Annotated in this window: 19 protein-coding genes; 8 read left to right on the plus strand and 11 right to left on the minus strand. The window is 62.4% G+C overall.

Annotated elements, in window-relative coordinates; genetic code table 11:
• Nucleotides 1–45: 45 nt before the first annotated feature.
• Complete coding sequence (locus QP884_RS06410) at nt 46–4,752, plus strand: type I polyketide synthase (protein ID WP_284821358.1); 4,707 nt, start codon at nt 46–48, stop codon at nt 4,750–4,752.
• Complete coding sequence (locus tag QP884_RS06415) at nt 4,727–6,283, plus strand: acyl-CoA carboxylase subunit beta (RefSeq protein WP_239228427.1); 1,557 nt, start codon at nt 4,727–4,729, stop codon at nt 6,281–6,283. Before QP884_RS06410 ends, QP884_RS06415 begins: the two co-directional genes overlap by 26 nt.
• A 188-nt stretch (nt 6,284–6,471) precedes the next feature.
• On the opposite strand, the gene QP884_RS06420 is transcribed toward QP884_RS06415, so the two are convergent.
• From QP884_RS06420 to trmB, 5 genes are read right to left on the minus strand one after another with little or no spacing between them, the layout of a single operon-like run.
• Complete coding sequence (locus QP884_RS06420) at nt 6,472–6,801, minus strand: DUF3054 domain-containing protein (RefSeq protein ID WP_284821361.1); 330 nt, start codon at nt 6,799–6,801, stop codon at nt 6,472–6,474.
• Entirely contained in the window at nt 6,798–7,814 is a 1,017-nt protein-coding gene (locus QP884_RS06425) for a lysylphosphatidylglycerol synthase transmembrane domain-containing protein (RefSeq protein WP_284821363.1), read from the minus strand. Before QP884_RS06425 ends, QP884_RS06420 begins: the two co-directional genes overlap by 4 nt.
• Nucleotides 7,815–9,968, minus strand: a complete 2,154-nt coding sequence (locus QP884_RS06430; RefSeq protein ID WP_284821365.1) for an MMPL family transporter — start codon at nt 9,966–9,968, stop codon at nt 7,815–7,817.
• 12 nt (nt 9,969–9,980) lie between these two features.
• The gene (locus tag QP884_RS06435) at nt 9,981–10,574 is read right to left on the minus strand and encodes an NYN domain-containing protein (RefSeq protein WP_005325427.1); all 594 of its coding nucleotides are present in this window, start codon (nt 10,572–10,574) and stop codon (nt 9,981–9,983) included.
• A complete protein-coding gene (gene trmB / locus QP884_RS06440) occupies nt 10,575–11,351 on the minus strand; it encodes a tRNA (guanosine(46)-N7)-methyltransferase TrmB (protein WP_005325428.1) in 777 nt (258 codons plus the stop codon).
• Between the two features lie 349 nt (nt 11,352–11,700).
• Between trmB and QP884_RS06445 the strand changes: the two genes are divergently transcribed.
• Complete coding sequence (locus tag QP884_RS06445; protein ID WP_284821366.1) at nt 11,701–13,524, plus strand: phosphoenolpyruvate carboxykinase (GTP); 1,824 nt, start codon at nt 11,701–11,703, stop codon at nt 13,522–13,524.
• A gap of 45 nt (nt 13,525–13,569) precedes the next feature.
• On the opposite strand, the gene QP884_RS06450 is transcribed toward QP884_RS06445, so the two are convergent.
• Nucleotides 13,570–14,313 (minus strand): class I SAM-dependent methyltransferase, encoded by a 744-nt coding sequence (locus tag QP884_RS06450; RefSeq protein ID WP_284821367.1) that lies wholly within the window; start codon nt 14,311–14,313, stop codon nt 13,570–13,572.
• A 24-nt stretch (nt 14,314–14,337) separates the two neighbouring features.
• On the opposite strand from QP884_RS06450, the gene QP884_RS06455 reads away from it, so the two are divergent.
• Nucleotides 14,338–15,447, plus strand: coding sequence for a glycosyltransferase family 4 protein (locus QP884_RS06455; RefSeq protein ID WP_284821368.1), 1,110 nt, complete (start codon nt 14,338–14,340; stop codon nt 15,445–15,447).
• Here QP884_RS06455 and QP884_RS06460 read toward each other — a convergent pair.
• Entirely contained in the window at nt 15,362–16,780 is a 1,419-nt protein-coding gene (locus tag QP884_RS06460) for a hypothetical protein (RefSeq protein ID WP_284821370.1), read from the minus strand. The two genes, QP884_RS06455 and QP884_RS06460, sit on opposite strands and share 86 nt — an antisense overlap.
• Entirely contained in the window at nt 16,770–17,924 is a 1,155-nt protein-coding gene (locus QP884_RS06465) for a DUF3068 domain-containing protein (protein WP_284821372.1), read from the minus strand. Before QP884_RS06465 ends, QP884_RS06460 begins: the two co-directional genes overlap by 11 nt.
• Before the next feature lie 9 nt (nt 17,925–17,933).
• Here QP884_RS06465 and QP884_RS06470 point away from each other — a divergent pair, with 9 nt between their 5' ends.
• A complete protein-coding gene (locus QP884_RS06470) occupies nt 17,934–19,094 on the plus strand; it encodes an acyltransferase family protein (RefSeq protein WP_284821373.1) in 1,161 nt (386 codons plus the stop codon).
• Here QP884_RS06470 and QP884_RS06475 read toward each other — a convergent pair.
• From QP884_RS06475 to QP884_RS06485, 3 genes are read right to left on the minus strand one after another with little or no spacing between them, the layout of a single operon-like run.
• A complete protein-coding gene (locus tag QP884_RS06475; protein WP_284821375.1) occupies nt 19,015–22,083 on the minus strand; it encodes an alpha-(1->3)-arabinofuranosyltransferase domain-containing protein in 3,069 nt (1,022 codons plus the stop codon). The genes QP884_RS06470 and QP884_RS06475 overlap by 80 nt on opposite strands.
• A gap of 2 nt (nt 22,084–22,085) precedes the next feature.
• Nucleotides 22,086–22,283 (minus strand): DUF2613 domain-containing protein, encoded by a 198-nt coding sequence (locus tag QP884_RS06480; RefSeq protein ID WP_005325448.1) that lies wholly within the window; start codon nt 22,281–22,283, stop codon nt 22,086–22,088.
• 22 nt (nt 22,284–22,305) lie between these two features.
• Nucleotides 22,306–22,812 (minus strand): universal stress protein, encoded by a 507-nt coding sequence (locus tag QP884_RS06485; protein WP_049359996.1) that lies wholly within the window; start codon nt 22,810–22,812, stop codon nt 22,306–22,308.
• Nucleotides 22,813–22,870: 58 nt separating this feature from the next.
• Here QP884_RS06485 and QP884_RS06490 point away from each other — a divergent pair, with 58 nt between their 5' ends.
• Genes QP884_RS06490 through QP884_RS06500 form a run of 3 tightly spaced genes read left to right on the plus strand, consistent with a single transcriptional unit; the run spans nt 22,871 to nt 26,067 of the window.
• On the plus strand, nt 22,871–24,031 hold the full coding sequence (locus QP884_RS06490; RefSeq protein WP_049359998.1) for a glycoside hydrolase family 3 N-terminal domain-containing protein: 1,161 nt from the start codon (nt 22,871–22,873) through the stop codon (nt 24,029–24,031).
• 34 nt (nt 24,032–24,065) lie between these two features.
• Nucleotides 24,066–25,754 (plus strand): VanW family protein, encoded by a 1,689-nt coding sequence (locus QP884_RS06495; RefSeq protein ID WP_284821377.1) that lies wholly within the window; start codon nt 24,066–24,068, stop codon nt 25,752–25,754.
• A gap of 13 nt (nt 25,755–25,767) precedes the next feature.
• The gene (locus tag QP884_RS06500; RefSeq protein ID WP_284821379.1) at nt 25,768–26,067 is read left to right on the plus strand and encodes a hypothetical protein; all 300 of its coding nucleotides are present in this window, start codon (nt 25,768–25,770) and stop codon (nt 26,065–26,067) included.
• Nucleotides 26,068–26,336: the final 269 nt, after the last annotated feature.

Here is a 26,336-nt window from a genome sequence, read left to right on the forward strand (position 1 = left end):
TACCCCTACGCCATTTAGTATTTTTCCGTAACGAAAGACCTTTTTATGACCATCGAGCAACTGCGAGCATGGCTGCGTGACTGGGTCGCCCAGGCCACCGGTGTTTCCGCCGAAGAGATCCTAGATTCCAAGCCTTTGGAAAATTATGGCCTCTCCTCGCGGGATGCTGTAGTGCTATCCGGCGAGCTGGAAAACCTTCTGGGCACCCGCCTCGATGCCACCGTGGCATATGAGTATCCCACCATCGAGCTGCTGGCGGACCGCCTGCTGAACGCACCGGCGGCGCCCCAGCCGGAAGAGCACGCCCCGCGGATAGCTCAGGGATCCGACGTTGCGGTCATTGGTCTTTCCGGCCGCTTCCCGGGCGCCAAGAATGCCCAAGAGTTCTGGTCTATGTTGGCGGAATCCCGCGCAGGCACCGGCCCGTTGCCAGTGGGTCGGTGGTCCGAGTACTCCGCCGATCCGGTCATGAGCGAAAAAATCGCTCAGCAAAATACCGATGGCGGTTATCTTGAAGATATCGCCTCCTTTGACGCGGAATTTTTTGGCCTGTCCCCACTTGAGGCCGCCAATATGGATCCGCAGCAGCGCATCCTGTTGGAGCTGGTGTGGGAAGCGCTAGAAAACGCTGGTGTTCCCGCTAATGAGCTGCGTGGCACGCAGACCGGTGTGTACATGGGATCGACCAATAACGACTACGGCATGCTCATCGGCGCTGATTCCGCCGAGATGCACCCGTATGCGCTGACCGGCATTTCTTCCGCCGTGGTTGCTAATCGCATTTCCTACGCCCTGGATTTCCGCGGCCCTTCCATCAACGTGGATACGGCCTGCTCCTCCTCCCTCGTGGCGGTGAACCAGGCGATGAAGGATCTGCGCACGGGAAGCGCGGACGTGGCGCTGGCCGGCGGCGTGAATATTCTGGCCGCCCCGCATGCGTCCACGGCGTTCTCGGAGTTAGGCGTTACCTCTCCAACGAGTGCCATTCACGCCTTTTCTGACGACGCCGATGGCATCGTGCGTGCCGACGCCGCCGGCGTCCTCGTGCTCAAGCGCTTGGAGGACGCGGAAGCGGACGGCGACGATATCCTCGCCGTCATCAAGGGCTCGGCCGTCAACTCCGATGGTCACTCCAATGGTCTGACCGCCCCGAACCCGGAGGCACAGGAGGATGTGCTGCGCCGCGCCTATGCTGATGCGGGCGTAAATCCGCAGGACGTGGACTATATTGAAGCCCACGGCACCGGCACCATTCTGGGCGATCCGATCGAGGCCTCCGCCCTGGGACGCGTGCTCGGTGCGGGCCGCGGGGTCGAAACTCCTATTTTGCTCGGCTCTGCCAAGACCAATATCGGCCACTCTGAATCCGCCGCGGGCGTAGTCGGTCTCATCAAGGTCATTCAGGCCATGCGCAATGACGTGATTCCGGCGAATATCAACTACTCGGCACCGAATCGCTATATCGATTTCGAGGCCGAGCACCTTGAGGTAGTCGAGGATCCGCGCGAGTGGCCCGAGTACTCCGGCCATAAAGTCGCTGGCGTATCCGGTTTTGGATTCGGTGGCACCAATGCGCACGTCGTGCTCACCGATTATCGCGGCGCCCCGGCCAAACGCGCGCCCCAGCTTTCCACCGAAACGGTGGCGCTGCCGGTCTCTGGCCTTTTGCCGTCGCGCCGGGCACGCGCTGCGGCCCTGTTGGCAGACTTCATTGAGGCGGAAAAGCCCGCGCTTGTCGACGTCGCCCGCACCGTCGCCCGCCGCAACCACTCCCGTTCCCGCGCCGTCGTGACTGCTAGCTCAACCGAGGAAGCAGTCAAGCGCCTGCGCCAGGTGGCTGAGGGCAAGGTTTCCGTGGGTATCGCTGCCGCGGATTCCCCGCAGGTTCCGGGACCCGTATTTGTTTACTCCGGGTTCGGATCCCAGCACCGCAAGATGGCGAAGGACATGATTGCGCTCTCGCCGCAGTTCAAGGCCCGCTTGGAAGAGCTCGATGCCATCGTGGACTTTGAGTCCGGCTGGTCCATCCTGGATATCGTCAATGACGATGCCCAAACCTATGACACCGAGACCGCACAGGTGGCCATTACTGCTATCCAGATTGCGTTGACGGACCTGCTCGCTTCCTTTGGCGTGCGCCCGGCCGGCGTGATGGGCATGTCCATGGGCGAGATCGCCGCGGCCTATGCCGCAGGCGGCATCTCCGCAGAGGACGCCATGGTTATTGCCTGCCACCGCGCGCGGCTGATGGGTGAGGGTGAGGCGTCGCTAAGCGATGCTGAGCAAGGAGCCATGGCCGTCGTAGAGCTCTCGGCCGAGGATATTGCCGCGCTCGACGGCAATATCGAACCCGCCGTGTATACCGGACCCGGTATGACCACCGTGGGCGGCCCCCGCCAAGAGGTGCTGGACCTGGTGGAAAAGCTCGACGGCGAGGGCAAGTTCGCCCGTGCGCTCAATGTGAAGGCCGCCGGGCATACCTCGGCCGTGGACCCCATCCTGGGCGAGCTGCATGCAGCCATCGCCGGCATGGAGGCCAAGCCGCTGCACACCCCGCTGTTTTCCTCCGTGGATAAGGGCGAGGTTTATCGCCCTGGTACCACCGTGCACGATGAGGACTATTGGCTGCGCATGACCCGCCACTCGGTCTACCTGCAGGATGCCACCGAGGCGGCCTTCAACGCTGGCCACACCCAGCTGGTGGAAATCTCGCCGAACCCGGTGGCGCTGATGGGCCTTATGTCCACCGCCTTCGCCGTGGGCAAGGCCGATGCGCAGCTGCTGTATGCGTTGAAGCGCAAGGTAGATCCCACCGAGTCCTTGCTGGACCTGCTCAGCAAGCTCTATGTCGCCGGCATGCCGGTAGATTTTGGCGCGGTCTTTGGCTCGGGTGCGCGCGTAGAGGCGCCCTATACCCAGTTCAACCGCCAGCGCTTCTGGACCAACGCGCGTCCGTCGGCCGGCGTTTCCGGCCTGCCGGGCGCACGCGTCAACCTGCCCGAGGGCAAGGTTGCCTTCTCCACCAATGCGGATCAGGCGCCATCTGCGCTGGCCATCGTGGAAGCGGCGGCCGAGGCCGTCAAGCCTGGGGCGCGCATCATCGCTACCGAGGAACACGCCGACCTGCCACCGCGCGGTGAGGTCACCACGGTGGTAAGCCAGTCCATCGGTGGTATGTCCGTAGCCGTCTACGCCGTCCGTGGCGCACAGACGGAGCTTTTGGCGGAAGGTTTTGCCTCCGCCTTGGACTTGGGCGCAGCGCCTATCCCGGGCGTGGTCGATGTGCCTGAAAGCGAGCCTGCAGCAATCGCAGAAGTTGATGCCGTACGCTGGGATCCTGCTGAGGAAACTGTGGAAGACCGCCTCGCACTCATCGTGTCGGAATCCATGGGCTATGACGTCTCTGACCTGCCGCGCGAGTTGCCGCTCATTGACTTGGGCCTGGATTCCCTGATGGGCATGCGCATTAAGAACCGCGTGGAAAATGACTTCCAGATTCCGCCGCTGCAGGTGCAGGCGCTACGTGACGCCTCTTTGGCCGACGTTATTGCCATGGTGGAAGAGGCCGTGGCCGGCGGCAGCGTGGATACCAGCGAGATTGCTTCTGCGGACACCCCTGCACCAGAAGAGGACGAACCCGGCCAGGGCGTCGGTGTTGCCCCGCGTGATGCCTCGGAGCGCATGGTCTTTGGCACGTGGGCCGCCTTTACCGGTAAGGCAGCGGCGGGCGTTACCTCGGCGCTGCCAGAGGTTAGCGATGAGGTAGCGATCCAAATCGCCGAGCGCCTCACCGAGCGTGCCGGCATCGAGGTCACCGCCCAGCAGGTCCACGAGGCCGAGGCCCTAGAGACGTTGGCCGACCTCGTCCGCGAAGGACTGGAGACCGAGGTAGAAGGCAATATCCGCGTCCTGCGCGAGGCTGATGGTCCGGCCGTATTCATGTTCCACCCAGCCGGCGGCACCACTGTGGTCTACCAGCCACTGACCCGCCGCCTGCCCGAGGACGTGGCGGTCTACGGCGTAGAGCGCATTGAGGGCTCGCTGGAGGAGCGCGCCGAGGCTTATATCGAGGACATCCTGCACTACGCTCGCGGCCGCAAGGTCGTGCTCGGCGGATGGTCCTTCGGTGGCGCGCTGGCCTACGAGGTGGCCTATCAGCTGCATCAGCGCACCCAGCGCGGTCAGGATTCGGCGGATGTGGCGTTCATCGCGTTGCTGGATACCACCCAGCCGTCGAACCCAGCGCCGGATACCCCGGAAGAAACCCGCGCCCGGTGGGAGCGCTACGCGGCCTTTGCTAAGAAGACCTACGGCCTGGATTTCGAGCCGCCGTATGAGATGCTTGAGACCATGGGCGAAGATGCGCTCATGACCATGCTGGCGGAGTTCCTCGCTACTACCGACGCCTCCGAGCACGGCCTGGCCGCCGGCGTACTGGAGCACCAGCGCGCTTCCTTTGTGGATAACCAGATTCTGGCCAAGATCGACTTCCATCGCTGGGCCGATGTCACCGTGCCGGTGCTGCTTTTCCGTTCCGAGCGCATGCACGACGGTGCGATTGAGCTGGAGCCGCGCTACGCTGAGATTGACCCCGACGGCGGTTGGGGAGTTATCGTTAAGGATCTAGAAATTGTGCAGCTGCAAGGCGATCATCTTGCAGTGCCGGACGAGCCGGCCATCGGCGTCGTGGGCAAGCATATGGACGAATGGATCGAGGAGAAGATACGTGGCGGCCAAGCAGACAACCGCTGAGAAGCTCGCTGACCTGCGCGAGCGCCTGGATAAGGCGCAGGATCCAGGCAGTGAGCGCTCCCGCAAGCGTCGCGACGAGGCTGGGCGGACCACGCCTCGTCAACGCATCAATGAATTGCTAGATGAGGGTTCCTTCGTCGAAACCGGCTCTTTGGGCAAGACCCCGGGTGACCCTGACGCCATTTATTCCGATGGCGTGGTCACCGGCTATGGCCGCATCTCTGGCCGCCCAGTGTGTATCTACGCCCACGATAAGACCGTCTACGGCGGCTCAGTCGGCGTGACCTTTGGCAAGAAAGTCACCGAGGTCATGGACATGGCCATCAAGATTGGCTGCCCAGTCATCGGTATTCAGGATTCCGGCGGCGCCCGCATCCAGGATGCGGTGACCTCGCTGGCCATGTACTCCGAGATCGCCCGCCGCCAGCTCCCGCTGTCCGGCCGTAGCCCGCAGATTTCCATCATGATGGGCAAGTCCGCCGGTGGCGCCGTCTATGCTCCCGTGACCACGGACTTTGTCATTGCCGTGGACGAGGAAGCGGAAATGTATGTCACCGGCCCGAACGTCATCCGTGAGGTTACCGGTGAGGATATTACCTCCGCCGAGCTGGGCGGTGCTCGCCAGCAGGAGCTCAACGGTAACGTCTCGGCGGTCGTCCCTTCCGAGGATGACGCCTTTGATATGGTCCGCGATCTCCTCGATCACCTGCCGCTGACCTGCTTTGATGAGTCGCCGGAGTTCGCTGCGCCTTCCGACGCCGAAGTGGCAGAAGACGAAGAGCTCAATGCCTTCATGCCGGATGACACCAATGCTGGCTACGACATGATGGACTTGTTGACCCAGTTGGGCGATGACGAGGACCTCATTGAGATTCAAGAGAACTTCGCGCCCAATATGATCACCGCCTTTGGCCGCATCGATGGCAAGACCGTTGGCTTTGTGGCCAATAACCCCATGCACCTTGCGGGCTGCATTGATGCCGACGCTGCCGATAAGGGCGCGCGCTTCATCCGCATCTGCGATGCTTACAATATTCCGCTGGTCTTTGTGGTGGATACCCCGGGCTACCTGCCGGGCGTGGAGCAGGAGAAGGTGGGACTTATCCACCGCGGTGCCAAGTTTGCCTTCGCCGTGGTGGAAGCCACCGTGCCAAAGGTCTCGCTCATCGTGCGCAAAGCCTACGGCGGCGCCTATGCGGTGATGGGCTCGAAGAATCTGACCGGCGATATCAACTTGGCGTGGCCTACTGCGCAGATCGCCGTGATGGGCGCGGCCGCTGCCGTGGTAATGATCGCCGGTAAGCAGCTCGAGGCCGCCGAGACCCCGGAACAGCGCGAAATGACCAAGAAGATGTTCATGGACTTCTATGATGAGACCATGACCGCTCCTTATGTCGCGGCCGAGCGCGGCTATCTAGACGCTATGATTCAGCCGAATCAGTCCCGGTTGGCGCTCCGTCAGGCACTGCGCCAACTGGCCACCAAGCAGGAAAGCGATCTGCCGAAGAAGCACACTATTGCCCCGATGTAATGCCTTGTGCTTGGATAGCATATAAAGAGCTAATCCTAGTGAAGGAGTTATCTATGATTCTGTCTAGCGCTGTGGACATCGTCAGCGAGATCATTGGTTTCGTGGTCGATATTCTGAATCAGGCAGGCATTCAGGTAAGTTCCAAGTAAGTGGAGCAAAAAGAAGGAGGGTTAAACCCTCCTTCTTTTTTATTTGCGGGCGAAAAGCCGCCAGCCAAAGAAAAATAGTGCGGACATCACCGTCGCTACAATGAGGAAGCTCCAGTGTGGCAGGCGGCCGTTGACGAGCATCCACAGGGCCATGCCGCCCACGACGGTGCTCAGCCAGACGATGCCGCCCTCCTTCCACTTGCCCTGGACCTTGGTAGCGAGGATGATGACCCAGCCGATAAGCGCGCCTACGGCCCAGGGCCAAAAGGCATCTACCCAGGTGGAAAAGCTCAAACCGCCGTGGGCGAGGCGGGCAGCCACGGCGAAGAGCATCAGGGCGATGATATCGATAATGGGGGCGACTCTCATGCGTTTTCCTTTCGGTTCAAGGCGGCGTAGGTAATGCCCTTGCGGGCATAGTGCCAGAAGTAGATTACCCAGCCAATGATGGTGATCAAGGCAAAGGAGATGAGGCGGTAGATGATGGCCGCGCCGGTAGCGTCCACCGCGGTCATGCCCGTGGCCACCAGAGTGGCGATGATGGCGGCTTCCACCGTGCCCAGGCCGGCCGGCGTGACCTGAGCAGAGCCGGCAAGCTTAGCGGTGAGATAGGCCAGCGCCACGCCGGCCATCGTCGTGGTGTCCTCGCCCGCATGCAGGGCGGGTAGGTGGCCGGTAACGGCCCACACACAGCCCCAAAGCGAAACCATATCGATCAGGCGGTTGGCCAAGGAATAAAAGGATACCCAACCGAATTGGCGGCGGGTGAGGTGAACTTCCTCCAGATTCTTGACCTGGTCCACGAGGGCTTCGCGCTTGGAGCCCTTAATGAGCTTTTGGCGGTTGAGCCAGCGCATGATGGTATCCGGATGATTGGTCAGCCAGAACAGGCCGCCCGAAAGTGCCAGCATGAGCACCAAGGTGCCGATGAGGGACCAGAGCGCCATATCCGCGTTGAGGAAGAGCACGCCGCCCAGGCCGATGAGCACGAGCCACATGGTGGAAATCGCAGAGGACAGCACGAAGAACCAGCCACACAACATGACGGACGCGCCCCACGTGCGCTGCACGTAGAAGGTGAGGATGGCGGAAAAGGCTGGGCCGGCCGGAAGAGTGGTGGACCAGGCATTAGCGGCCAACGTCAGTGCTGCGGTTTCTGAGGCCGGCACCTTGACGCCGCCGGCGCGAATGAGCAGGCGCATGACCTCGCCCATGGCGAGTACCGCCACGATGGAGGCGATGACCACGAGTGCTATCGCGGCTGGGTTGGAATGAGAAAGCCGCGAGAAGCCTTCGCGCAGGAAGTCCAGCTCATCGCGGAAGACATAAACCAAGACCAGCAGGACGATGAGCGAGGCGATAAGGCGCAGCCAATTCTTCACTTACTTACCCCCTTCGAGGCGTTGTTTGAGTTCAGTGAAGGGAACAGTCTTGCCGCGGTGGGTCGCACCGCCGGTCAAGGTGGTGGTGGCGTGGCGCAGCCAGCTAGGGGCCCACCAGTTATCCTCGCGCAGCAAGTGCATGACGGCCGGGACGAGGAGCATGCGGACAATGGTGGCGTCGATAAGCAGGGCAAAAATCATGCCGTAGGCAATGTATTTCATCATCACGATATCGGAGAAGCCGAACGCGCCGGAGACCACGATCATAATAAGCGCCGCCGCGGTAATAATGCCGCCGGTATGCGCGGTGCCGGCCGCAATAGACTCGTCGGTAGATGCGCCGCGCCGGCGGGCCTCCACCATGCGGGAGACCAAAAAGACCTCGTAATCGGTGGACAGACCGTAGACAATGGCGATGATGAGCACCAAAATCGGGCTCATGAGCGGGCCGGGCGTGAAGTTGAGGATGTCCGAGCCCAAGCCGGCAACGAACATCAACGTCAGGATGCCCAGCGTTGCGCCCAAGGTCAGCAACGTCATCACAATGGCCTTGAGCGGCAGTACAAAGGAGCCGAAGACCAGAGCCATGAGCAGGAAAGTAGCCAGCACCACGTAGAGCGCCATCCACGGCAGCGTGTGGAAGAGCGCATCGAGGGATTCCACCTCCATGGCGGGAGTACCGCCCACATAAAGGTTCACGCCCTCAGGGGCCCTGACCTTTTCCAGCTCGTGCACGATCTTCGCGTAATCATCGCGGTCTTCAATGCCGGCGGAAAGGACAGTTGTGCCGTCCTTGGTGGCGGTCGTCGGCGCCATGGGCTCGGTGAGGCCGTCGAGGCCGCGGACCTGCATGACGACGTCGACAAGCTGCTGGTTCGAGGCATTTTCCACCACGAGCTTGACCGGCTCCGTGCGGAAGGCTGGGAACTCCTCGTTGAATTTATCCTGTGCCACGCGGGTGTCCTGGTCGGGCGGCAGGTAGGACTCGTTGATGCCGCCAAAGGTGATGCTCATGACAGGCAGGGTAAGCGCGATGAGCAGGCCGCACACGGCGATGGTCAGCCCGCGGGCATGGCGCATGGCCCAGCGCGGAAGCTTATACCACCAGGTGTCCTGAATAGTGCGAGCCGTCCGCGAGGTACGGCGCACAGACCAGGTATCGATCTTGGGGCCGAGCATGCCAAAAATGGACGGCAGCACGGTGACGGAAAGGAGCGCGGCCAAGCCGACCGCAGAAATGGACCCATAGGCCACGGACTTCAGGAAGGCCTGGGGGAAGAGGAAGAGGCCGGAGAGCGCGACGGCGACCATGGCCGCGGAGAAAACCACGGTTTGGCCGGCGGTTGCGGTGGTGGTGGCCACCGCCTCCTCGGTGGAGCGGCCCTTATCCAGCTCCTCGCGGAAGCGCGAAACCATAAAGAGGCCATAATCGATGGCTAGGCCGAGGCCCAGCAGCGTGACGACGGCCTGGGCAAAGACATTGACCTGCGAGAACCCGGCCAGGATGGACAGGATGCCCAAAGAGCCCAAGATGGAGAGGCCACCGACCACCAGCGGCATGCAGGCCGCAACCACCGAGCCGAAGACCACCAGCAGGAGGATGCCTACCAGTGGCAGGGCGGCCTTTTCCGCGCGGGAAATATCGTGGGACATTCCCTCATCCAGGGCATCAGCAACCGCGGTGGCACCCGCAATCTCCACCGGTGCGGTGGTATCCGTGAGCGCGCCTTCGATGGTCCGGAAATCCTTCAGCGTCTGCTCATCATCGCCTTTCAGCCCGATGGCGGCGAAGGCTAGCGAATGATCAGCATTGACCAGGTTCGGGTTCTTCGTGTCGAAGTAGCTGGTCACCGAGTCAATCTGGTCCGGATACTCCGATTTCAACTGCGCCAAGTGCTGCTTGGCGGCGTCGAAGTTCTCATCGGGGGAGTGGAAGAGCAAGATGACATCGCCGGAGTTATCGCGGCCGAATGCTTCCTGCTCGATCTGGGCCGCGCTTGTCGACGCCGCATTGGGATCCTCCCAGCCTTCCTGGCTCATGCGGTCTTCGAGCTGCAAACCAAAGCCGATGAAGAGCGCAAGGATGGCGGCGACGATGATAGCGGGGATGAGCCGGCGGTGCGCATAGGAAAAACGTCCCCATTTTTCAAACATTGGGGCAGCCTCCTAGCGGTTATTAAGCAGCGCAGCCAGGGGACGGAATGGCTGCAGCCATGCACCACCCTCGGGCAGGTTATCCAGGTTCACGCGCGGTAGCGGTTCGCGGAATACGCCCTCGATATCTTCCAAGTCCACAAAATTGATATCCGCGTGGCCTACGGCCCATGCGGCATGCTCATGGAAACCGAGGACCGTCACCGGAAGGCCTTCCGCGATGAGCTCTTCCAAAGGCTCCTGGAAATTCTGGCCATCAGCGGAGGCAACAATCACGCCCGCTAGATCCTCACGGAGGCTTTCGATGTGGTCGAGCATGTCCGGATCCACGTCGTCGTCTTCGTGGATCTTGGGCTTGGCAAAAACGCCGAAGCCTACGTTGCGGATGGCTTCTACCCATGGGCGGATGACATCGGCGCCGCCCGGGGTGACATTAGTAAAGACATCGGCACGCGGCTCCGCATCAACATCCTGGGCAAGGTGTACCAGCCAGCGGCCGATGGCGTCGAAGCGCGGGCGGTGTGCGGCGGTGGGGCGGCCGCCGAGCAGGGAGCCCAGGCCCATGTCCATATTGGGCGCGTCCCAGACAAGTAGGTAGGTGCTCATTTATTTCTTCTCCCAGAGATACTCCGTGATGACGTGTTCTTTATCTAGGCCCTTGCCCTCAAACTTGGTGATGACCTGACGGTCCACCAACTGCGGGCACTCTGGCCACGGCCAGCCCTTGTAATCCAGGCTCGGCTCTACGTCCACAAGCTCATCGATCCACTCGGCGTATCCGGCATGGTCGGTAGCAACGTGCAGCACGCCGCCCTTCTTCAGGCGGGAAGCAAAAAGGTTGAGTGTGCCCGACTGGATGATGCGGCGCTTGTGGTGGCGGGCCTTTGGCCAGGGATCCGGGAAGAAGACGCGGATGCCATCAAGGGATTCCGGAGCAAACATGCGCACCATGACCTCGATGCCATCGCCGCGAATCATGCGGATGTTGTCGATGCCCTCGCGCTCGATCTGGCCCAGTAGCTTGGCCAGGCCCGGCTTGTAGAGCTCGACGGCGATGATATTGGTATCGGCCTCCTTCGGCGCCATGGCGGCGGTAGAGGTGCCGGTACCGGATCCGATTTCCACGATGGTCTTGGCGCCGCTGCGGCCAAACCAGGCATCAAGGTCAATGACCTCGTCTTCCAGCGTGCGGCCTAGTTCTGGCCAGCGCTTTTCAAAAAGCTCATGCTGATTTTCGGTCAGCGTGCCGCGGCGGAAGGTGACGTTGCCCAGGCGTGGGTAGTCAAGCTCGTTGTCGAATACGGCATTGAAATCGGTCTGTGGCGGGCGCCCTGGAGGCATTTCTCCAGCGCGGGTGTTTTGAGAGTTATCTGTGTTATTCATTGCGGCCTATTTTTCCCTGCTTAGCCTTGCCAAGCAATACGCCGCGCCGGGGGTCACGTGTGGCGAAGCCAATCCTGGTATAACCAGTGGGCCCGGTTGGGGGTGGAAGATTATCGTTTTGGTTGCCGCTAGGGAGGGGAATAGACCCCCAGACAGGGGGATGGAAAAAGGCGATTTTTAACACAGTATCTGTGGTTGCGCTTGGTGAAGTTCTGGTAAACGCGGTGGATATAACCGGTGTGACAAAATCTGCGCAAATTATTCGGACAAGCACGTTAATCTTGAGGTGGAAGGCACAGTTGGGGATTTATTTCCCCAATTTTCACACCCACCCTCAGGAGAATTACTAATGACCGCCACTATCCCAGGGCTCGTCGGAGAGCTGCCGACTAAAAACGAAAAGCTTATCGGCTGGATCAGCGAGAACGTTGAGCTTTTCCAGCCGGACCAGGTGGTCTTTGTAGACGGCTCCCAGGACGAGGCTGACCGTTTGGCCGCAGAGCTGGTGGAAAAGGGCACGCTTATCAAGCTGAATGAGGAAAAGCGTCCTAATTCCTACCTGGCTCGCTCCAATCCTTCCGACGTTGCCCGTGTGGAATCCCGCACCTTCATCTGTACCGAGAATGAAGAAGGCGCCGGCCCGACCAATAACTGGGCGCCGCCAGCTGCGATGAAGGAAGAAATGACGGAGGCATTCCGTGGTTCCATGAAGGGCCGCACCATGTACGTGGTTCCCTTCTGCATGGGCCCTATTAGCGATCCGGAACCAAAGCTGGGCGTGCAGCTAACTGACTCCGCTTATGTGGTGCTCTCCATGCGCATCATGACTCGCATGGGTGCGCAAGCCTTGGACAAGATTGGTGCCGAAGGCGATTTCGTCCACGCCCTGCACTCCGTGGGTGCCCCGCTGGAGCCGGGCCAGGAAGATGTGGCATGGCCGTGCAATGACACCAAGTACATCACCCAGTTCCCGGAGACCAAGGAAATCTGGTCCTACGGTTCTGGCTACGGCGGCAACGCCATTCTGGCGAAGAAGTGCTACGCGCTGCGCATCGCTTCTGTCATGGCCAAGGAAGAGGGCTGGATGGCTGAGCACATGCTCATCCTGAAGCTCACCAACCCAGAGGGCAAGAAGTACCACGTCGCTGCCGCCTTCCCTTCGGCATGCGGCAAGACCAACCTGGCCATGATTACCCCGACCATTCCGGGCTGGAAGGCTGAGGTCGTCGGTGACGATATTGCTTGGCTGCACCTGCGCGAGGACGGCCTTTACGCAGTCAACCCGGAAAATGGCTTCTTCGGCGTGGCCCCTGGCACCAACTACGGTTCCAACCCGATTGCCATGCAGACCATGGAGCCGGGCAACACCATCTTCACCAACGTTGCGCTTACCGACGACGGCGATGTCTGGTGGGAGGAGATGTCCAAGGAGGCACCAGAGCACCTCATCGACTGGACCGGTCAGGATTGGACTCCGTCCTCCTCCACTAAGGCTGCGCACCCGAACTCTCGTTACTGCGTCCCGATTTCCCAGTGCCCGAGCGCCGCTCCGGAGTACGACGACTGGCAGGGCGTGAAGATCGACGCCATCCTCTTCGGTGGCCGCCGCAAGACCACTGTTCCGCTGGTGACTCAGGCCTTTGACTGGAACCACGGCACCATGATCGGCGCCCTGCTGGCTTCCGGCCAGACCGCTGCAGCAGAGGGCAGCGTCGGCACCCTGCGCCACGACCCGATGGCTATGCTTCCGTTCATCGGCTACAACGCCGGTGACTACCTGCAGCACTGGATCGATATGGGTGAAAAGGGCGGCGACCGCATGCCGTCTATCTTCCTGGTTAACTGGTTCCGCCGTGGCGATGACGGCCGCTTCCTGTGGCCGGGCTTCGGCGAGAACTCCCGCGTGCTCAAGTGGATCATTGACCGCATCGAGGGCAACGTTGAGGCCGAGGAAACCGTCGTGGGCCACACCGCCCGCGCCGAGGATATCGACCTCGAGGGCATCGACTTCGATATCGAGGACGTTCGCGCCGCTCTTGCCGTCAACCCGAAGGACTGGGAAGGCGATATGCAGGATAACGCCAGCTACCTCAACTTCCTGGGCTCCCGCGTCCCGTCCGAGGTGTGGGACCAGTTCCACGCCCTGAAGGAGCGCGTTGAGAACGCCTCTTAAGCTCTAAACTCTGCTAGCCCCCAGCGACGTCGGCGTTGCTGGGGGCTACTTTTGTAACACCAACGTCAGGTTAGATACCGCAAACTCCCGCACACCCGGCACGCGGGTGAGCCACCAAGCCCAGCTGGGATGGTAGCGGGGGAAGGCGAGTTTGAGCGCGCCGGTGCGCTGTGCCCAGGCAAGGCCGGCGGAGCAGGGGACGTCGAAAAGCGAGGTGCCAAAGACATTCTTGGGTGGATGTCCGTGGCGGCGGGTATAGCGGTCGCGGGCAAACTCGCCGCCTACGTAGTGCTCCCACAAGCCGGTTTCGTGGCCACCAAAGGGGCCGAGCCACACCGTGTAGCTCAGAATGGCGAGGCCGCCGGGGCGGGTTACGCGCAGCATTTCCTCGCCCATATCCCAGGGATTGGGGATGTGCTCGGCCACGTTGGAGGAATAGACCACGTCAAAGGAATTATCGGCAAAGGGCAGATTGGTGCCATCGCCACGCACGGAATTGCTCAAGTGGATGCCAGCCGCAGACATTTCGCCCGCATCTGGCTCCAATCCCACATAGTGGGCGCCGCGCCGGGCAAAGGCATCCGCAAAATAGCCCGGGCCACCGCCGACATCGAGCACCCGTGCCCCAGGAAGCTGCACGCCCAGGTCGCGGCCGAGGTTATCCACCAGCGCGGCCGTATCTTCCGCGAGCCCGCCGTAGAAAATCTCCGGGCGCGTCTGCTCAAAGCGGAAGGAACGCAGCAGCTGAAAGGAGCGGCGCAGCGTGGCCATCTCACGGGTATGTCTCATAACCCACTAGGCTAATACCTCACGATGAAGATTCTTTTACTATGCTGGCGCGATTCCACCCACCCGCAAGGCGGTGGCTCGGAGCGCTACTTGGAGCGCGTGGGCGAATACCTGGCGTCCCAGGGCCACGAGGTGGTCTTTCGCACCTCCAAGCACATGAATGCCGCCCACCGTGAGGTGCGCGACGGCGTGCGCTATAGCCGCGGCGGCGCCAAATTCGGCGTGTATCCGCGTGCTTGGGCGGCGATGCTGGCCGGCCGCCTGGGGCTGGGAGATCTGCGCGGCGTGGATGCGGTAATCGATACCCAAAACGGCATCCCTTTCTTCGCCCGTCTGGTGTCTGGCGCGCCGACGGTGCTGCTTACTCACCATTGCCACCGCGAACAGTGGCCGGTGGCGGGTCCACTCCTCGGCCGGCTCGGTTGGTTCCTTGAGTCCCGGGTAGCTCCGCGCGTGTATCGCGGCGCTCCCTATGTCACCGTGTCGGAGGCCTCCCGCGAGGATTTGGAGGCGCTGGGCATTAAGGGCGCGCACATCATCGCCAATGGCCTGGACCCGGTTCCGGATCACGTTCCTTCCTTGGAACGAGAGGCCGAGGTGCATCTAGTCACGCTTTCGCGCCTAGTGCCACATAAGCAGATCGAGCATGCCATGGATACGGTGGCGCAGACCCCGGGTGCGGTCTTGGACGTCATCGGCTCCGGCTGGTGGGAGGCTAACCTGCGTGCCTATGCCGAGGAGCATGGCGTGAGCGATCGCGTGCGCTTTCGCGGTCAGGTGACCGAGGACTATAAGCACGCCCTGCTCGCCCGCGCCGATGCCTTGCTCATGCCCTCGCGCAAAGAGGGGTGGGGATTGGCAGTAATGGAGGCGGCCCAACATGGGGTGCCCGCCGTAGGTTATACATTTGGCCTGCGTGACAGCGTTATCAACGGCAAGACCGGCATCCTGGTAGAGCGCGAAGAGGACTTCGTGGCGGCCACCAAGCAGCTGCTTGCCGACGCCCCACTTCGCCGCACCCTCGGCTCCAACGCGCGGGATTTTGCCGCTAGCTTCTCGTGGAAGAAGACCGGCGAGCAGTTCGCGGAATTGCTGCAAGGGCTAGTAGCGGACACGCCATCCACAAGACGGTAAGCGCCCACGGAACCTGCGGTCGCGGCGCGTTGGTTTCCGCGGCTATGGCACCGTCCACCACGACCACACCGACGCCGATCTCGGCCAGCCGATTCATATCGTGCTCTTCCCACGCGCGCAGCGCCGCCCGGTAGTGCGGCGAGGCTTGGTCCACCACCGTGCCGTCTACGCTCAATTCTCCCGATTCCACCATGGCCACCGCCTTGGAATAGGGGTCGACGGCCACGCCGCCGGGTACCTCCACGAGGTTGGCGCGTTCTGGGAAGAAGGCCACCCGGCCGTCAATCGCGCGCACCAACTGCTCATCTATCCCCGTATCCCGCGGCGCGAGCACCGCGAGGCGTCCCGGAACGGGCAGCAGCTGCACGGTCGCCGCCACGGTGGCCAGTGCCGCCGGCAGATTCGGCAGCGCTCCTAGTGAGGCCACATAGAGCGGCAACGCCAACATGCTCAGTTTCCCGCTATCGCGCAGCAGCGCCGCCCCCGGTACGTGATCGATGGACCACACCAGAGCGCCGGGAACCAACCAGAAGAACATCGCCCCGCCGAGCCCCATCGCCGCAAGGACGCTTAACCGCACGGGTACCCGCCACGCCCCGAACAGGGCGATGACCGCCACGATGACGCCGCACACGGCGAACCCGATGGCCGCCTCCGCATTCCAGATGCCGCCGAGCCGCAGCAGTGCGCCCGCGGTGCCGACGTAGTTTTCTGCCCGCGGGCCAAACGCGGCCACCGCCTCTGCGCTATCGCCGGGCGCTGCGGGATTGAACATGCCCGGAATGGCCCACGGCAAGCACAGAATCACGCCGCCGAGCGCTACCCGCTTGCGGCAGGTCACCGCCGCGGTCACCACGGCAAAGAGCCCGCCCGTAGGGGTAAGCGATGCTCCCCACATGGCCAGCCACGCCACCCAGCTGTGCTTTCTTCCTGCCCACGCGATGACCGGCAGCAGCCACGCAGCCACCGCAAGCGACCACTGGCCCTGCAGGAGACGCTCGATGACGAAGGGATTGGCCACCGCCACCGCCATCGCGCTCACCGCGGCGACTATAGAGCGTGCCCAGCGCGCCGCGGTGAGCGCGGAGGACGCGGCGGCGGCAAAAATGAGCACCCGTGCCGCCCACGCGCCGCCCCCGAGAGCAAGGAAACCGTCCTGCGGTGCATTGCGGGCGGGCAGACTGCCGCCACCAAAGGCAGAAGGGGAAAGCGCCGGATGGTCAAGCAACGCCATATCGCGCCACAAGAACTCGCCGGGCAAGGCAAAGGGCCAGCACACCGCGGCCACGAGGAGGGTGCCCCAGATAAGGAGTAAAAGACGCCTAGCCTTCACGGTGGCGGCGCATGTACATATAGGCGGCACAGAGCAATAGACCAACGCCGATGGCCTTGCCGGCCCAGCCGACCACCATCAAGGCGCGAATGGTGCGAATGACCGGACGCACCTCATTCAGGCGCTCCGCCCGGGTCTCATCGGACCAGCGCAAATCGGCGGCAAAGATGGAACGGTCCTCTGTATCATCATTCGCCACCATGGTGCCGGCCTGCTTTTCGTCCGCGGCGAAGAAGATTTTGATGTTCTCGCGCAGGTCCACCATGGTGCCGGTGGTGGGCTCGACGGAGATATCGCGGCCGATGGTATAGAAGGGCTCCACCGTGACGCGGTCAGTGGCATCCAAGCCGAGGAGCTCGCGCGACTCGGCGTCGTAGAACCGCTTCGCCGGCCCGGAGATGCGGAAATCCTCGGCCGCTAGCTGCTTATCGCCGGTGCCGGTATCGACCTCGGCGGTAATGCTTTTGCGCATATCAGCCAAGGAAATGGGCTGGATATCGTGGTGGAAAGAATAGGTGGGGATTCCGTCGAGCTTTTCCGTCGTGGTGAAGTCCACCGCCGTGGAGGTTTGCGTCGCTAGATCGAAAAACGGATAGGAGCGCTGCTCGGTACCGGAGGGAAAGAAGTAGTTGATTCCATCGCGCTCGAAGTCGGTGCGGGCCATGCCGGTATCCAGCGCCGGTAGCACAAACTTCCATTTATCCTTTGGCGCGGCAACCGGGTAGGTGGACTCGCGGTTCAACACGGAATGCTCCGTGATTTGGGCAAGGGGAGTATCGCCGGCGAGCAGGCGAGAGAGCGAATCGGAGTTAGCGAGCGCATCATCTTCTGCCACCTCAGAGGTGGTGGTATTGCGCTCGATAGTAAGCAGGTCGTGGTGTAGGTAGCACCACATGGGTGCCTGCTTTTCTTGGCACTGCGGGTCCTTGCTATCGCCGGAGGCTTTGGCCCCGGCGATGAACTCGGGCGCTTCCATCCACACCCCGGCCGACGGCGCGGTGACGGTGTTGATGTTTTGGTCGAAGGCCAGCGGCCGGGTCTGATTGTTATACAGCGGCGGCACCACGGTGCCCAGCACCAAGAAAATGACGGCGGCAATGACAACCCACGCCAGTGGCGAGCGTGGCCAAAGGTAGCGTTTCATTGCAGTAGTATGTCCAATCAGTTTCAGGTCGATCCGGGGTTAGGAGCAAGCGTGCAGCCGCAGGCATCTGTGAAAAGCGTACCCCAGCATCTGCCGGAGCTAGACGGTCTACGCGCGGTCGCCTCCCTTGGAATCATTGTCACCCACGTGTCTTTTCAGACCGGAACCGGGTGGGGCTTTGCGGGGCGCTTCGACTATTTTGTCGCCGTTTTCTTTGCCCTCAGCGCCTTCCTGCTGTGGCGCCGCCGCGACCTGCACACCTTATCCGGCTATGCACGCTCGCGCGTGGCCCGCCTATTGCCAGCCTATTATGCCTGCGTGGTGGCGGTGATGCTCCTGCTTCCCGACGCCCACTCGCTCACCCTCACCCAACTTCTCAGCAACCTCACCTCTACCCAGATCTATGTGGTGGACGGGCTAGCACCGGGGCTTACCCACCTGTGGTCGCTGTGCGTGGAGTTCTTCTTCTACCTTGCCCTGCCTGCGCTGGTGTGGCTTCTTGGGGCGCTGCCGCGACGCTGGCGGGTAGCGGCCATCGCGCTGGGCGCCGTTGTTAGTTGGGCCTGGGGTTTTGTTCCCTTTGTGGCCGATTACGCCAAGGATCAGGTCAATTCGCAGATCTGGCCACCAGCGTATGCTTCGTGGTTTGCCGTGGGAATGCTGGCCGCGGAATGCGAAGAGGCCGGTGTTAGCCGGCGCGTGCAACGCGCGCTGCGGCCGCGCTGGGCATGGTGGCTCGTGGCAGCGGTGGTGCTGTGGATTTCCAGCCGCGAGTGGTTCGGGCCGCAGGGACTGGTGCATCCAGAACCGGGCGAATTTTCCCGCCGGATCATTGCGGGAGCGGCCTTCGCCGCAGTCGTGGTGGTACCGGTGGCGCTCGCCCCACGGGATAAGTCCTGGCTGACCAGCCCGCTCATGCAGGCACTGGGCGCGTGGTCCTATTCCATCTTCTTGTGGCATGTGGCCATTCTGGGACTGGCGTTTCCGCTTACCGGGGTGCCGCTGTTTAGCGGGAAACCCCTGGACTTTTGGGTGATTCTGGCCGTAACGGTGGTGGCCACCGTGGTGGTCTCGGCCGCGAGCTATACGCTCATCGAGCGTCCCGGCCGGGATCTTCTCCTCGGTCGGAGGCGAAAAGACAGGCCACGCCCGCGGCACACAAGCAGCTAAGCAGGAGCGAATCGCCCGCATAGGAGCCCGATGTCCACGGCGCGCGGGCGAGGATCGCCCCGGCCGCCGCCACGACACCAGGCGCGAGGTAGGCGCGCGGGATGGTGGTCCAGCGCAGCACCAACCAAGCGGCAACGGCCGCCACCGCGGCCGGCCAGCCGGTGAGGGCCAGTGCGCCGAGTGCGACCACGGCCGAGGCAGCGCCGCCGCGTGGCGCGCGCCAAGTAGGTTGGGACGGGCGCCGCGTGGCCGCCAGGATGCACAGGCCGAGGGTGAGCAAGCCCAAGGCACCGCCGAAGAGGAGGGTGGCGCGGTAAACCGGTTGGGCGCTAAAGGTCATGCGGAAGTCACCGGAGCGGCCGGCCGGAATGACAAAAGCTTGGGTGGCCGCATCGATCTCGCGCGGGGTGAGCTCTTCGTTACCTAGGTAGCCGCGCAGGCCCTTATTGAAGGCGCGACCGGTGACCAAGAGGCGATCCTCATCAGCGGCTGCAATCGAGTACCCGGTGGGCTCGGAAGAGCCTGCTGGTTGCCAGCCCTCCTCGCGCAGGCTCACCCACGGCCCCGTGGTACGCACGCGGTGCGTGCCAGGGCTGAGGGTGAGGGATTCGCCGGGGGAGTAGCGGTGGGCGTCGATAAGCACGGGTTTAGTGGAATCCACCGTCACCCGCATGGGGCGCGGTGCCGTGAAATCGCGGATGAGCACGCCGGTATCCTGCAGCATGCGCTGGAAGAAGAATTGGTGAACATTGGGGGAGGTATCCGGGACGGTCACCACGCGCTCGACCGGCTGGCCCTCGACCCCTAACTCCGCGATGCCGGTGCGGTGGGATAGCTCCACGCGGATGGACTCGGTATCGCCGCCGGGAACGCGGACTTCCTGCGAGCGGAAGGGCTGTAAGTCCACGTCTACGGCCGCGCTGCCAGAGCGCACGGTTACCGTGGTTGCGCTGGTGGCCATGAGCTTGAGGCGCGGCTGGGTGAATTCGCCGCGCAGTTCAATCCACCCGGAGTCATCGCCCGGCGCGGGCCACCAGGCGGTGGAGTTTTCCCCATCTACCGCGGACGTGGCGGACTTCTTCGGCTGGGCCCCGCCAAAGGCCGTGGCATCGGCGGCCGAGGAAGAGACTGCTACCGAACCGCCGTGGGTTTCCACCTGGGTAAGCGGCCCAGCGGAGGGATAATCGCGCAGGCGGTTATTCACGTGGCTGGGGTCGTCCGCGGCCAGGGGCGCGGAGATAGGACCATCGAGGGTGCCGTAGTTGCGGTCTGTGAGCGTTGGGGTATCGGTGACGATATCGGCGTCGCGATCGACGAGCTGGCGGGTGGTAGGGGTGGAGTGGGCGTCGAGAAGCGCCAAGGCTTCCCCGCCGCCGGCCACGCGGACTGGCTCTGTTGGCCCTAAGGACATGCCGGCGTGGTTGAGCAGGATGACATCGACCTCACCGAAGCGATGGACCTCGCCGCCAAACTTGCTGGCCAGGGCCTCGTCCTCGCCGGTGAAGAGATCATGGCGCACCATGACCGCGCCGATGCCCAGGCGCTGCAGGGAGCGAACGCCCGTGGCTGGGTCCTCTTTGAGCGCGGCCATGACGCCGTCGAGCCCGCGGATGGCCTCTGGTGGCACGAGCGGAATGGCATCGCGCACGGCCCAGGGGACATCGAGCAGCGGCTGGGCCGGCTCGTCGCGCGTCCATCCCCAGGTCTGCCGGGCAAAGGACGCCTCCGGGTAGATAAGCGTGCGGGTATCGGCGGCATGGGTATTGATAAAGTCCGTGGCCTCGTGCCAGTAGGAGGGCACCTCTTCATAGGCCCCCAGCGGCAACAAACGCTGCGACCATGCCGGGGAGACCACCGCGATGCACAAGAGCAGCGTCAGTGCACCCACCGTCTGCCTCTTGGTGGGGCGCAAACTCCTCGGTAGTGGAAGATTGGCGCAGGCGCGCGCCACGCCTAACAGCAGTGGTATGCGCACCAGCGGATCGAATTTATGCAGGTTGCGCAGCGCGGCCAGCGGTCCATCGAGCGCATCGAGGTACCACGCCACCTGGCAGCCCAGCACCGCGATGCCCACCACCAGCATGACGGACCACACGCGCGGCAGCTTGCTAAGACCGTAGATACCCACGGCCGCGATGCCCATGGTGACCAGCACAAAGAAGGACTCGGTGGCTAGCTCATAGCCGGCCACGCGTTCGGTATCGACAAACGGCGTCCAGCTCGTGGTGCCGCGTAGAATCTCGGGCAAGTTGAGCCAGCGCGTGGTCACGCGCGCGGACTCGATGAATTCCGTAAACGGCGGGGCATAGCGGCCAAGCACGACGAGCGGGCCGATCCACCAGGCCGATACCGCCAGGCACCCTAAGAGCCAGGCCGCGCCGGGTCTGAAGGCGCGGCGGTAGAGCAGGATTACAGCGGCCGGGATACACGCCGCGATGGTCGCGGTGGCATTGACCGCGCCCATCAGCGCTACGGGGATGGTGGCCGCGGCGGCATCGCGCCAGGTGAGCTTGGCGTTGAGGAAGGGCAGGATAACCCAGGGAGCGAGCATGACCGGCCAGGTCTCAGAAGAAATGGCGGTCAGGGTAGAAAGAGTGCGCGGCGAGAGCGCGTAGAGCATCGCCGCCACCCAGACCCACCAGCCATGCAGGCCCACCTTGCGGCCGAGCTTATGAAAGCCGATGAAGCCGACGCTTAAGACCAGTAGCCACCAGAGGCGCTGGGCCACCCAATCGGGCAGGGGCTGGGTTAAAACGAAGAAAGGTCCCTGGGGAAAGAGGTAGCCATAGGCCTGATTCTGCAGCTGCCCCAGGGTAAAGGTATCCGTATAGGCGCTGAGCGCCCCGCGGAGAAAGTGCAGCGGATTGGCCGCCAGATCATGCTTGGTATCGGCGGCCGTCAGCCCCCACGGCTGCACGAGGAGGATGAGCGCTAGGGCAAGGATCCCCAGCGGGTAGGGGCGGGCAAGCCGCCCGCGGAGGGTACGCACACCTAGTTGCGGGATCCGTACTCAGGGCCGCCCAAAACCGCATCGGAAGCAGAAACCGCATTGCCTTCCGGCACAGTATCGGTGCCGGAGAATTGTGCGATGCCGATGATGGTGATGACGCCGAGCGCGATGCCCACAACAGCGCTACCGATGGCAGGGCCAAGGGTGCGCTTGTTCAAAGAATCGGTTTCCAGAGCCATGGCTAAAGATACTAGCAGCTATTTAGAAGTATTCTGCCTCATCATCGTCCGCGTCATCCTCGTTTTCCTGCGGCACGATGAACACTGGGAGGCCGGCATTGCGCACAATCTGGTCGGCGGTGGAGTTGGTCCACCACGCGCGGAAGCCGGTCAGGGCGCGGGTACCGGTGACGATGACGTCTACGTCCAGCTCATGCGCGGCATCAATGATGGCGGAGGAGATGGTGGTAGCGGATTCCACTAGGTGGGCGCGGCCGGCTAGGCCCAGGCTTTCGGCCAGCTCGATGCCCTGGCGGCAAATCTTTAGCGCCTCTTCATAGGCCGGATCCTCTTCGACGCCATCCGGGGAGACGGTGGACTGGTGCATTCCGGTGCGGCTGACGGCGCGGGCGGTTTGCCGGGCTACCGGCTCCCAGGCGGTGAGGATTTCTACCGTGGTGGGCCGCAGCAGCTGGGCCGCGTACTCGAGGGCGCGGCCGGCTCGTTCGGTGCCATCGTAGGCAATTAGCATTGTCTCGCCGTTACTCATGTCACTAGTCTACCCACCGCTTGCGACAGAACGCGAGGAGTATTGCACACTAGAGGGCATGAAAACTCCGCGCATCCTTGCCAGCCTCGCCCTCGTGACGGCCCTGGGAGCCTGCTCTACCTCCACCCCGGAGGACAATGAGAGCCAGGACTCCACCACCGCGGCCGCGTCGAGCTCACCTGCCGCGACACACGAGACGCACGAAGAGACGTCGCAGGAAGAGGCCCCGCAGCAGGACATCCGCGCCATGGCCGCCTCGGTGCTGATGCCGCCGGTTACCAACTACGACGATGCCAAGGCCAAGCTGGATGCCGGTGTAGGCGGAATCTTTATCCCCAGCTGGGCGGATCCAAACTTGCTGCAGGAAGCGGGCCGCGATATTAATGCCCTGCGCCAGGAGGTGGGCCGCGACTTTGAGGTCTCCATCGATTTTGAGGGCGGGCGCGTGCAACGTTTCTCGGAGATCCTGGGCGAGTATCCCGCGCCGCAACAGATGGCGGCCGAGCGTTCCCCACAAGAGGTGGAGCAGCTCGCGCACGAGATTGGCACGAGCCTCAAGGTGCACGGTATCAACGTGGACTTTGCACCGGTGCTCGACGTCGATGGCAACGGCCTAGAGGTGGTGGGCGATCGATCATTTTCCACCGACCCGGTCCAAGCAGGCGAGTATGGCGCGGCCTTTGCACGCGGGCTGGATTCCGCGGGGGTCAAGGCCGTGTTCAAGCATTTCCCGGGCCACGGCCGTGCTTCTGGCGATACCCACCTGGCCGAGGCCGTTACCCCGCCGTTGGAAGAACTAGAAGGCCACGAGTTCATTCCTTTTAAAACCGCTCTTCCCCAAGCGCCCAATGCCGCGCTCATGATGGGCCACCTCGCCGTGCCCGGCCTAGGCGATGGTCAGACTCCCGCTTCCATCCTGCCGGAAGCCTATGGCCTAGCCCGCGAGACCCTCCAGTACGACGGGCCCATCTATACCGATGACATCGGCGGCATGAAGGCGATTGCGGATTCGCTCCCGCTTGCCGACGCCGTCGTGGCCTCCCTCAATGCCGGTGCCGACATGCCCCTGTGGTCTACCGAAGGCGACATTAATGCGGTGATCGACGCCGTTGTTGGCGCCGTCGACCAGGGCCGCCTGCCACTCGAACGCCTTGCAGACGCCGCCCGCCATGTCAGCGCTCCCCCGGTCGGCACTGCACCCGAGCTCGCACAAGACTAGGAAAAATGCCACTAAAACCGTTAACCTTTAAGGCGTGAAAAAGGCAGAAGGAAAAAACGGTGCTAAAGGCTGGCTCATCGCGCTCGGCGTATTGGTCGGCCTTGTCCTAATCGCGGGCATTGCTTATGCCTGGGATGTCGCAGCAAACCAGGACAAGATTCCGCGCGCCGTTTCCGTCAACGGCGTGGATATCTCCGCCATGGATCGCACCGCCGCCGTGGAGAAGCTCGAAGATGAGCTTGCGGGCGTAGAAACCGAGCCCGTGAGTGTTACCTCGGGCGACCTGCACACCGATTTCGTTCCCTCCGAGTCGGGCCTCGCCCTGGATAACCAGCGCGCCGTGGACAATATTGAGGAGCCTTCCCTCAATCCTTTTACCCGCCTGTATAGCTTCTTCCGCTCCACCCGGGATATTCCGGTAGAAACCAACGTGGACGAGGTCCAACTTCAGCCGGCCTTGGACCGCGTGAAGAAGGATCTCTCCACCGATCCAGTTGATGGCATGTTGGAGCTCAACAATGGTGAGCTCAAGGTCACCGACCCCAAGCTCGGCCAAACCGTGGATGCCGGCACCCTGCACAATGCAGTTACGGATAATTGGCTCGATTCCGAGGGAGTAAACGTGGACCCAGAAGAAGTAGAGCCGGCCATCAATGATGAAGCTATCGAGGCCATGCGCACCGGCGATGCCGCCAAGGCGCTGGATAATCCCATTACATTGAAGGCCAAGAATAATGTCACCGCTACCCTGAATAAGCCGGAAATCTCCCAGTTCACCAGCATTGAAAAGAAAGACGGCAAGCTCAAGCTCGCCGTGGATACCAACCGCGCGCAGGAGCTGCTGGCCGAGCGCTCTGAGGGCGCCGATGTCCCCGGCGTAAATGCCAAGATTTCCTTCAACGGCAACGACAAGCAGATCACCCCGTCCGAAGACGGCGAGATCATCGACTGGGAGCCGACCATGAAGGACTTCGACAAGCGCGTGACCGGCGATGACCGCGAGTGGGATGCTACTTACAAGCCGGACCCGGCAGAGTTCACCACCGACGATGCCAAGAAGGCGACCTTCAACGACACCGTGGGCGAGTTCACCACTGAGGGCTACTCCGCTGCCTCCGGCAAGAATATCGAGCTGGTAGCCCAACAGGTCAACGGCGCCGTGGTCAACCCAGGCGAGACCTTCTCCCTCAACGGCCATACCGGCCCCCGCGGCACGGCACAGGGCTACGTTGAGTCCGGCATCATTATCGATGGCCACTCCGGCTCCGCCGTGGGCGGCGGCATCTCCCAGTTCGCCACCACTTTGTACAATGCTGCCTACTTTGCGGGCATGGAAGACACCGCCCACACCCCGCACTCGTACTACATTTCCCGCTACCCCGCCGGCCGTGAGGCCACCGTGTACGAGGGCGCCATCGACCTGCAGTTCACCAATACCTTCAATACCCCGGTCCGCATTGAGACCGACTTTGGTGGCGGCAAGATTACCGTGCGCCTGAAGGGCACTAAGACCGTCGACGTCGAGTCTGTGAACAACGGCCGCTGGGCTAAGACCGACCCACAACCTATGTCCGTGCCCGGCAGCGACTGCTCGCCTTCTTCTGGCGCGCCGGGCTTTACGACGTCCGATACCCGCATCATCAAGGACCTAGGCGGCAAGGAGCTTTCCCGCGAGACCACCACCACGGTTTACGACCCGCAGCCCATCGTCCGCTGCGGCTAGTAGACTCGGCGCCATGGAAGAGCGAACCCTTACCACTCTCATATTCGGCAACGTGGTCATTGAGTCCAACCTGCGTGGGGCAGAGCTTCGCATCTACAGCGAAGACTGGCGCGGATATCAGCGCCGCACCGATTGTGGAATGACGTTTCGTGCCCCGCTAGATGACATCCGTGGCACCGTTCCTGAGCGTGATCTAGCCGCGCTCACGGAGAAATTCTTCGAACCGGCAGCCGCAGAGTTGGAAGCACACTATCCAGGCGGGGTAGAACAGGCACAAAAAGAACTTGCGCAGTGGTTAAGTGCGAAAGCGTAGATCGAAGGTGCCCCGAAACTTCCCCCAAAAAATTTGGAGCCGACGACGGTGTCTGAGTTCATGACATTTTTGACAGTTTGTGCCTGAGGGAATCGTCGTGATGCTTGACAGGTGAGCTGGGACATGTTTGACACTATGAACAGTCCAAAACGCAATATCGGCATCGTCAAAGCTGTACGCCATCAAGGTCGCAGCCCGTCAAAGGTAGCTAAGCAATTCGGTATTTCCCGGCGGTTGCGTCTCTTAGTGTGGTGTAGCGCTTGCTGATG

The organism is Corynebacterium tuberculostearicum, from assembly GCF_030229345.1.
GTDB lineage: Bacteria > Actinomycetota > Actinomycetes > Mycobacteriales > Mycobacteriaceae > Corynebacterium > Corynebacterium tuberculostearicum_G.

Bases quoted from the DNA above. Each gene is read 5' to 3' on its own strand.
- QP884_RS06470 (WP_284821373.1), top strand. From the start codon at position 17,934: ATGTCCAATCAGTTTCAGGTCGATCCGGGGTTAGGAGCAAGCGTGCAG.
- QP884_RS06480 (WP_005325448.1), bottom strand. From the start codon at position 22,283: ATGGCTCTGGAAACCGATTCTTTGAACAAGCGCACCCTTGGCCCTGCC.
- QP884_RS06485 (WP_049359996.1), bottom strand. From the start codon at position 22,812: ATGAGTAACGGCGAGACAATGCTAATTGCCTACGATGGCACCGAACGA.
- QP884_RS06445 (WP_284821366.1), top strand. From the start codon at position 11,701: ATGACCGCCACTATCCCAGGGCTCGTCGGAGAGCTGCCGACTAAAAAC.
- trmB (WP_005325428.1), bottom strand. From the start codon at position 11,351: ATGAATAACACAGATAACTCTCAAAACACCCGCGCTGGAGAAATGCCT.
- QP884_RS06420 (WP_284821361.1), bottom strand. From the start codon at position 6,801: ATGAGAGTCGCCCCCATTATCGATATCATCGCCCTGATGCTCTTCGCC.
- QP884_RS06455 (WP_284821368.1), top strand. From the start codon at position 14,338: ATGAAGATTCTTTTACTATGCTGGCGCGATTCCACCCACCCGCAAGGC.
- QP884_RS06500 (WP_284821379.1), top strand. From the start codon at position 25,768: ATGGAAGAGCGAACCCTTACCACTCTCATATTCGGCAACGTGGTCATT.
- QP884_RS06435 (WP_005325427.1), bottom strand. From the start codon at position 10,574: ATGAGCACCTACCTACTTGTCTGGGACGCGCCCAATATGGACATGGGC.
- QP884_RS06430 (WP_284821365.1), bottom strand. From the start codon at position 9,968: ATGTTTGAAAAATGGGGACGTTTTTCCTATGCGCACCGCCGGCTCATC.
- QP884_RS06490 (WP_049359998.1), top strand. From the start codon at position 22,871: ATGAAAACTCCGCGCATCCTTGCCAGCCTCGCCCTCGTGACGGCCCTG.
- QP884_RS06410 (WP_284821358.1), top strand. From the start codon at position 46: ATGACCATCGAGCAACTGCGAGCATGGCTGCGTGACTGGGTCGCCCAG.
- QP884_RS06465 (WP_284821372.1), bottom strand. From the start codon at position 17,924: ATGAAACGCTACCTTTGGCCACGCTCGCCACTGGCGTGGGTTGTCATT.
- QP884_RS06450 (WP_284821367.1), bottom strand. From the start codon at position 14,313: ATGAGACATACCCGTGAGATGGCCACGCTGCGCCGCTCCTTTCAGCTG.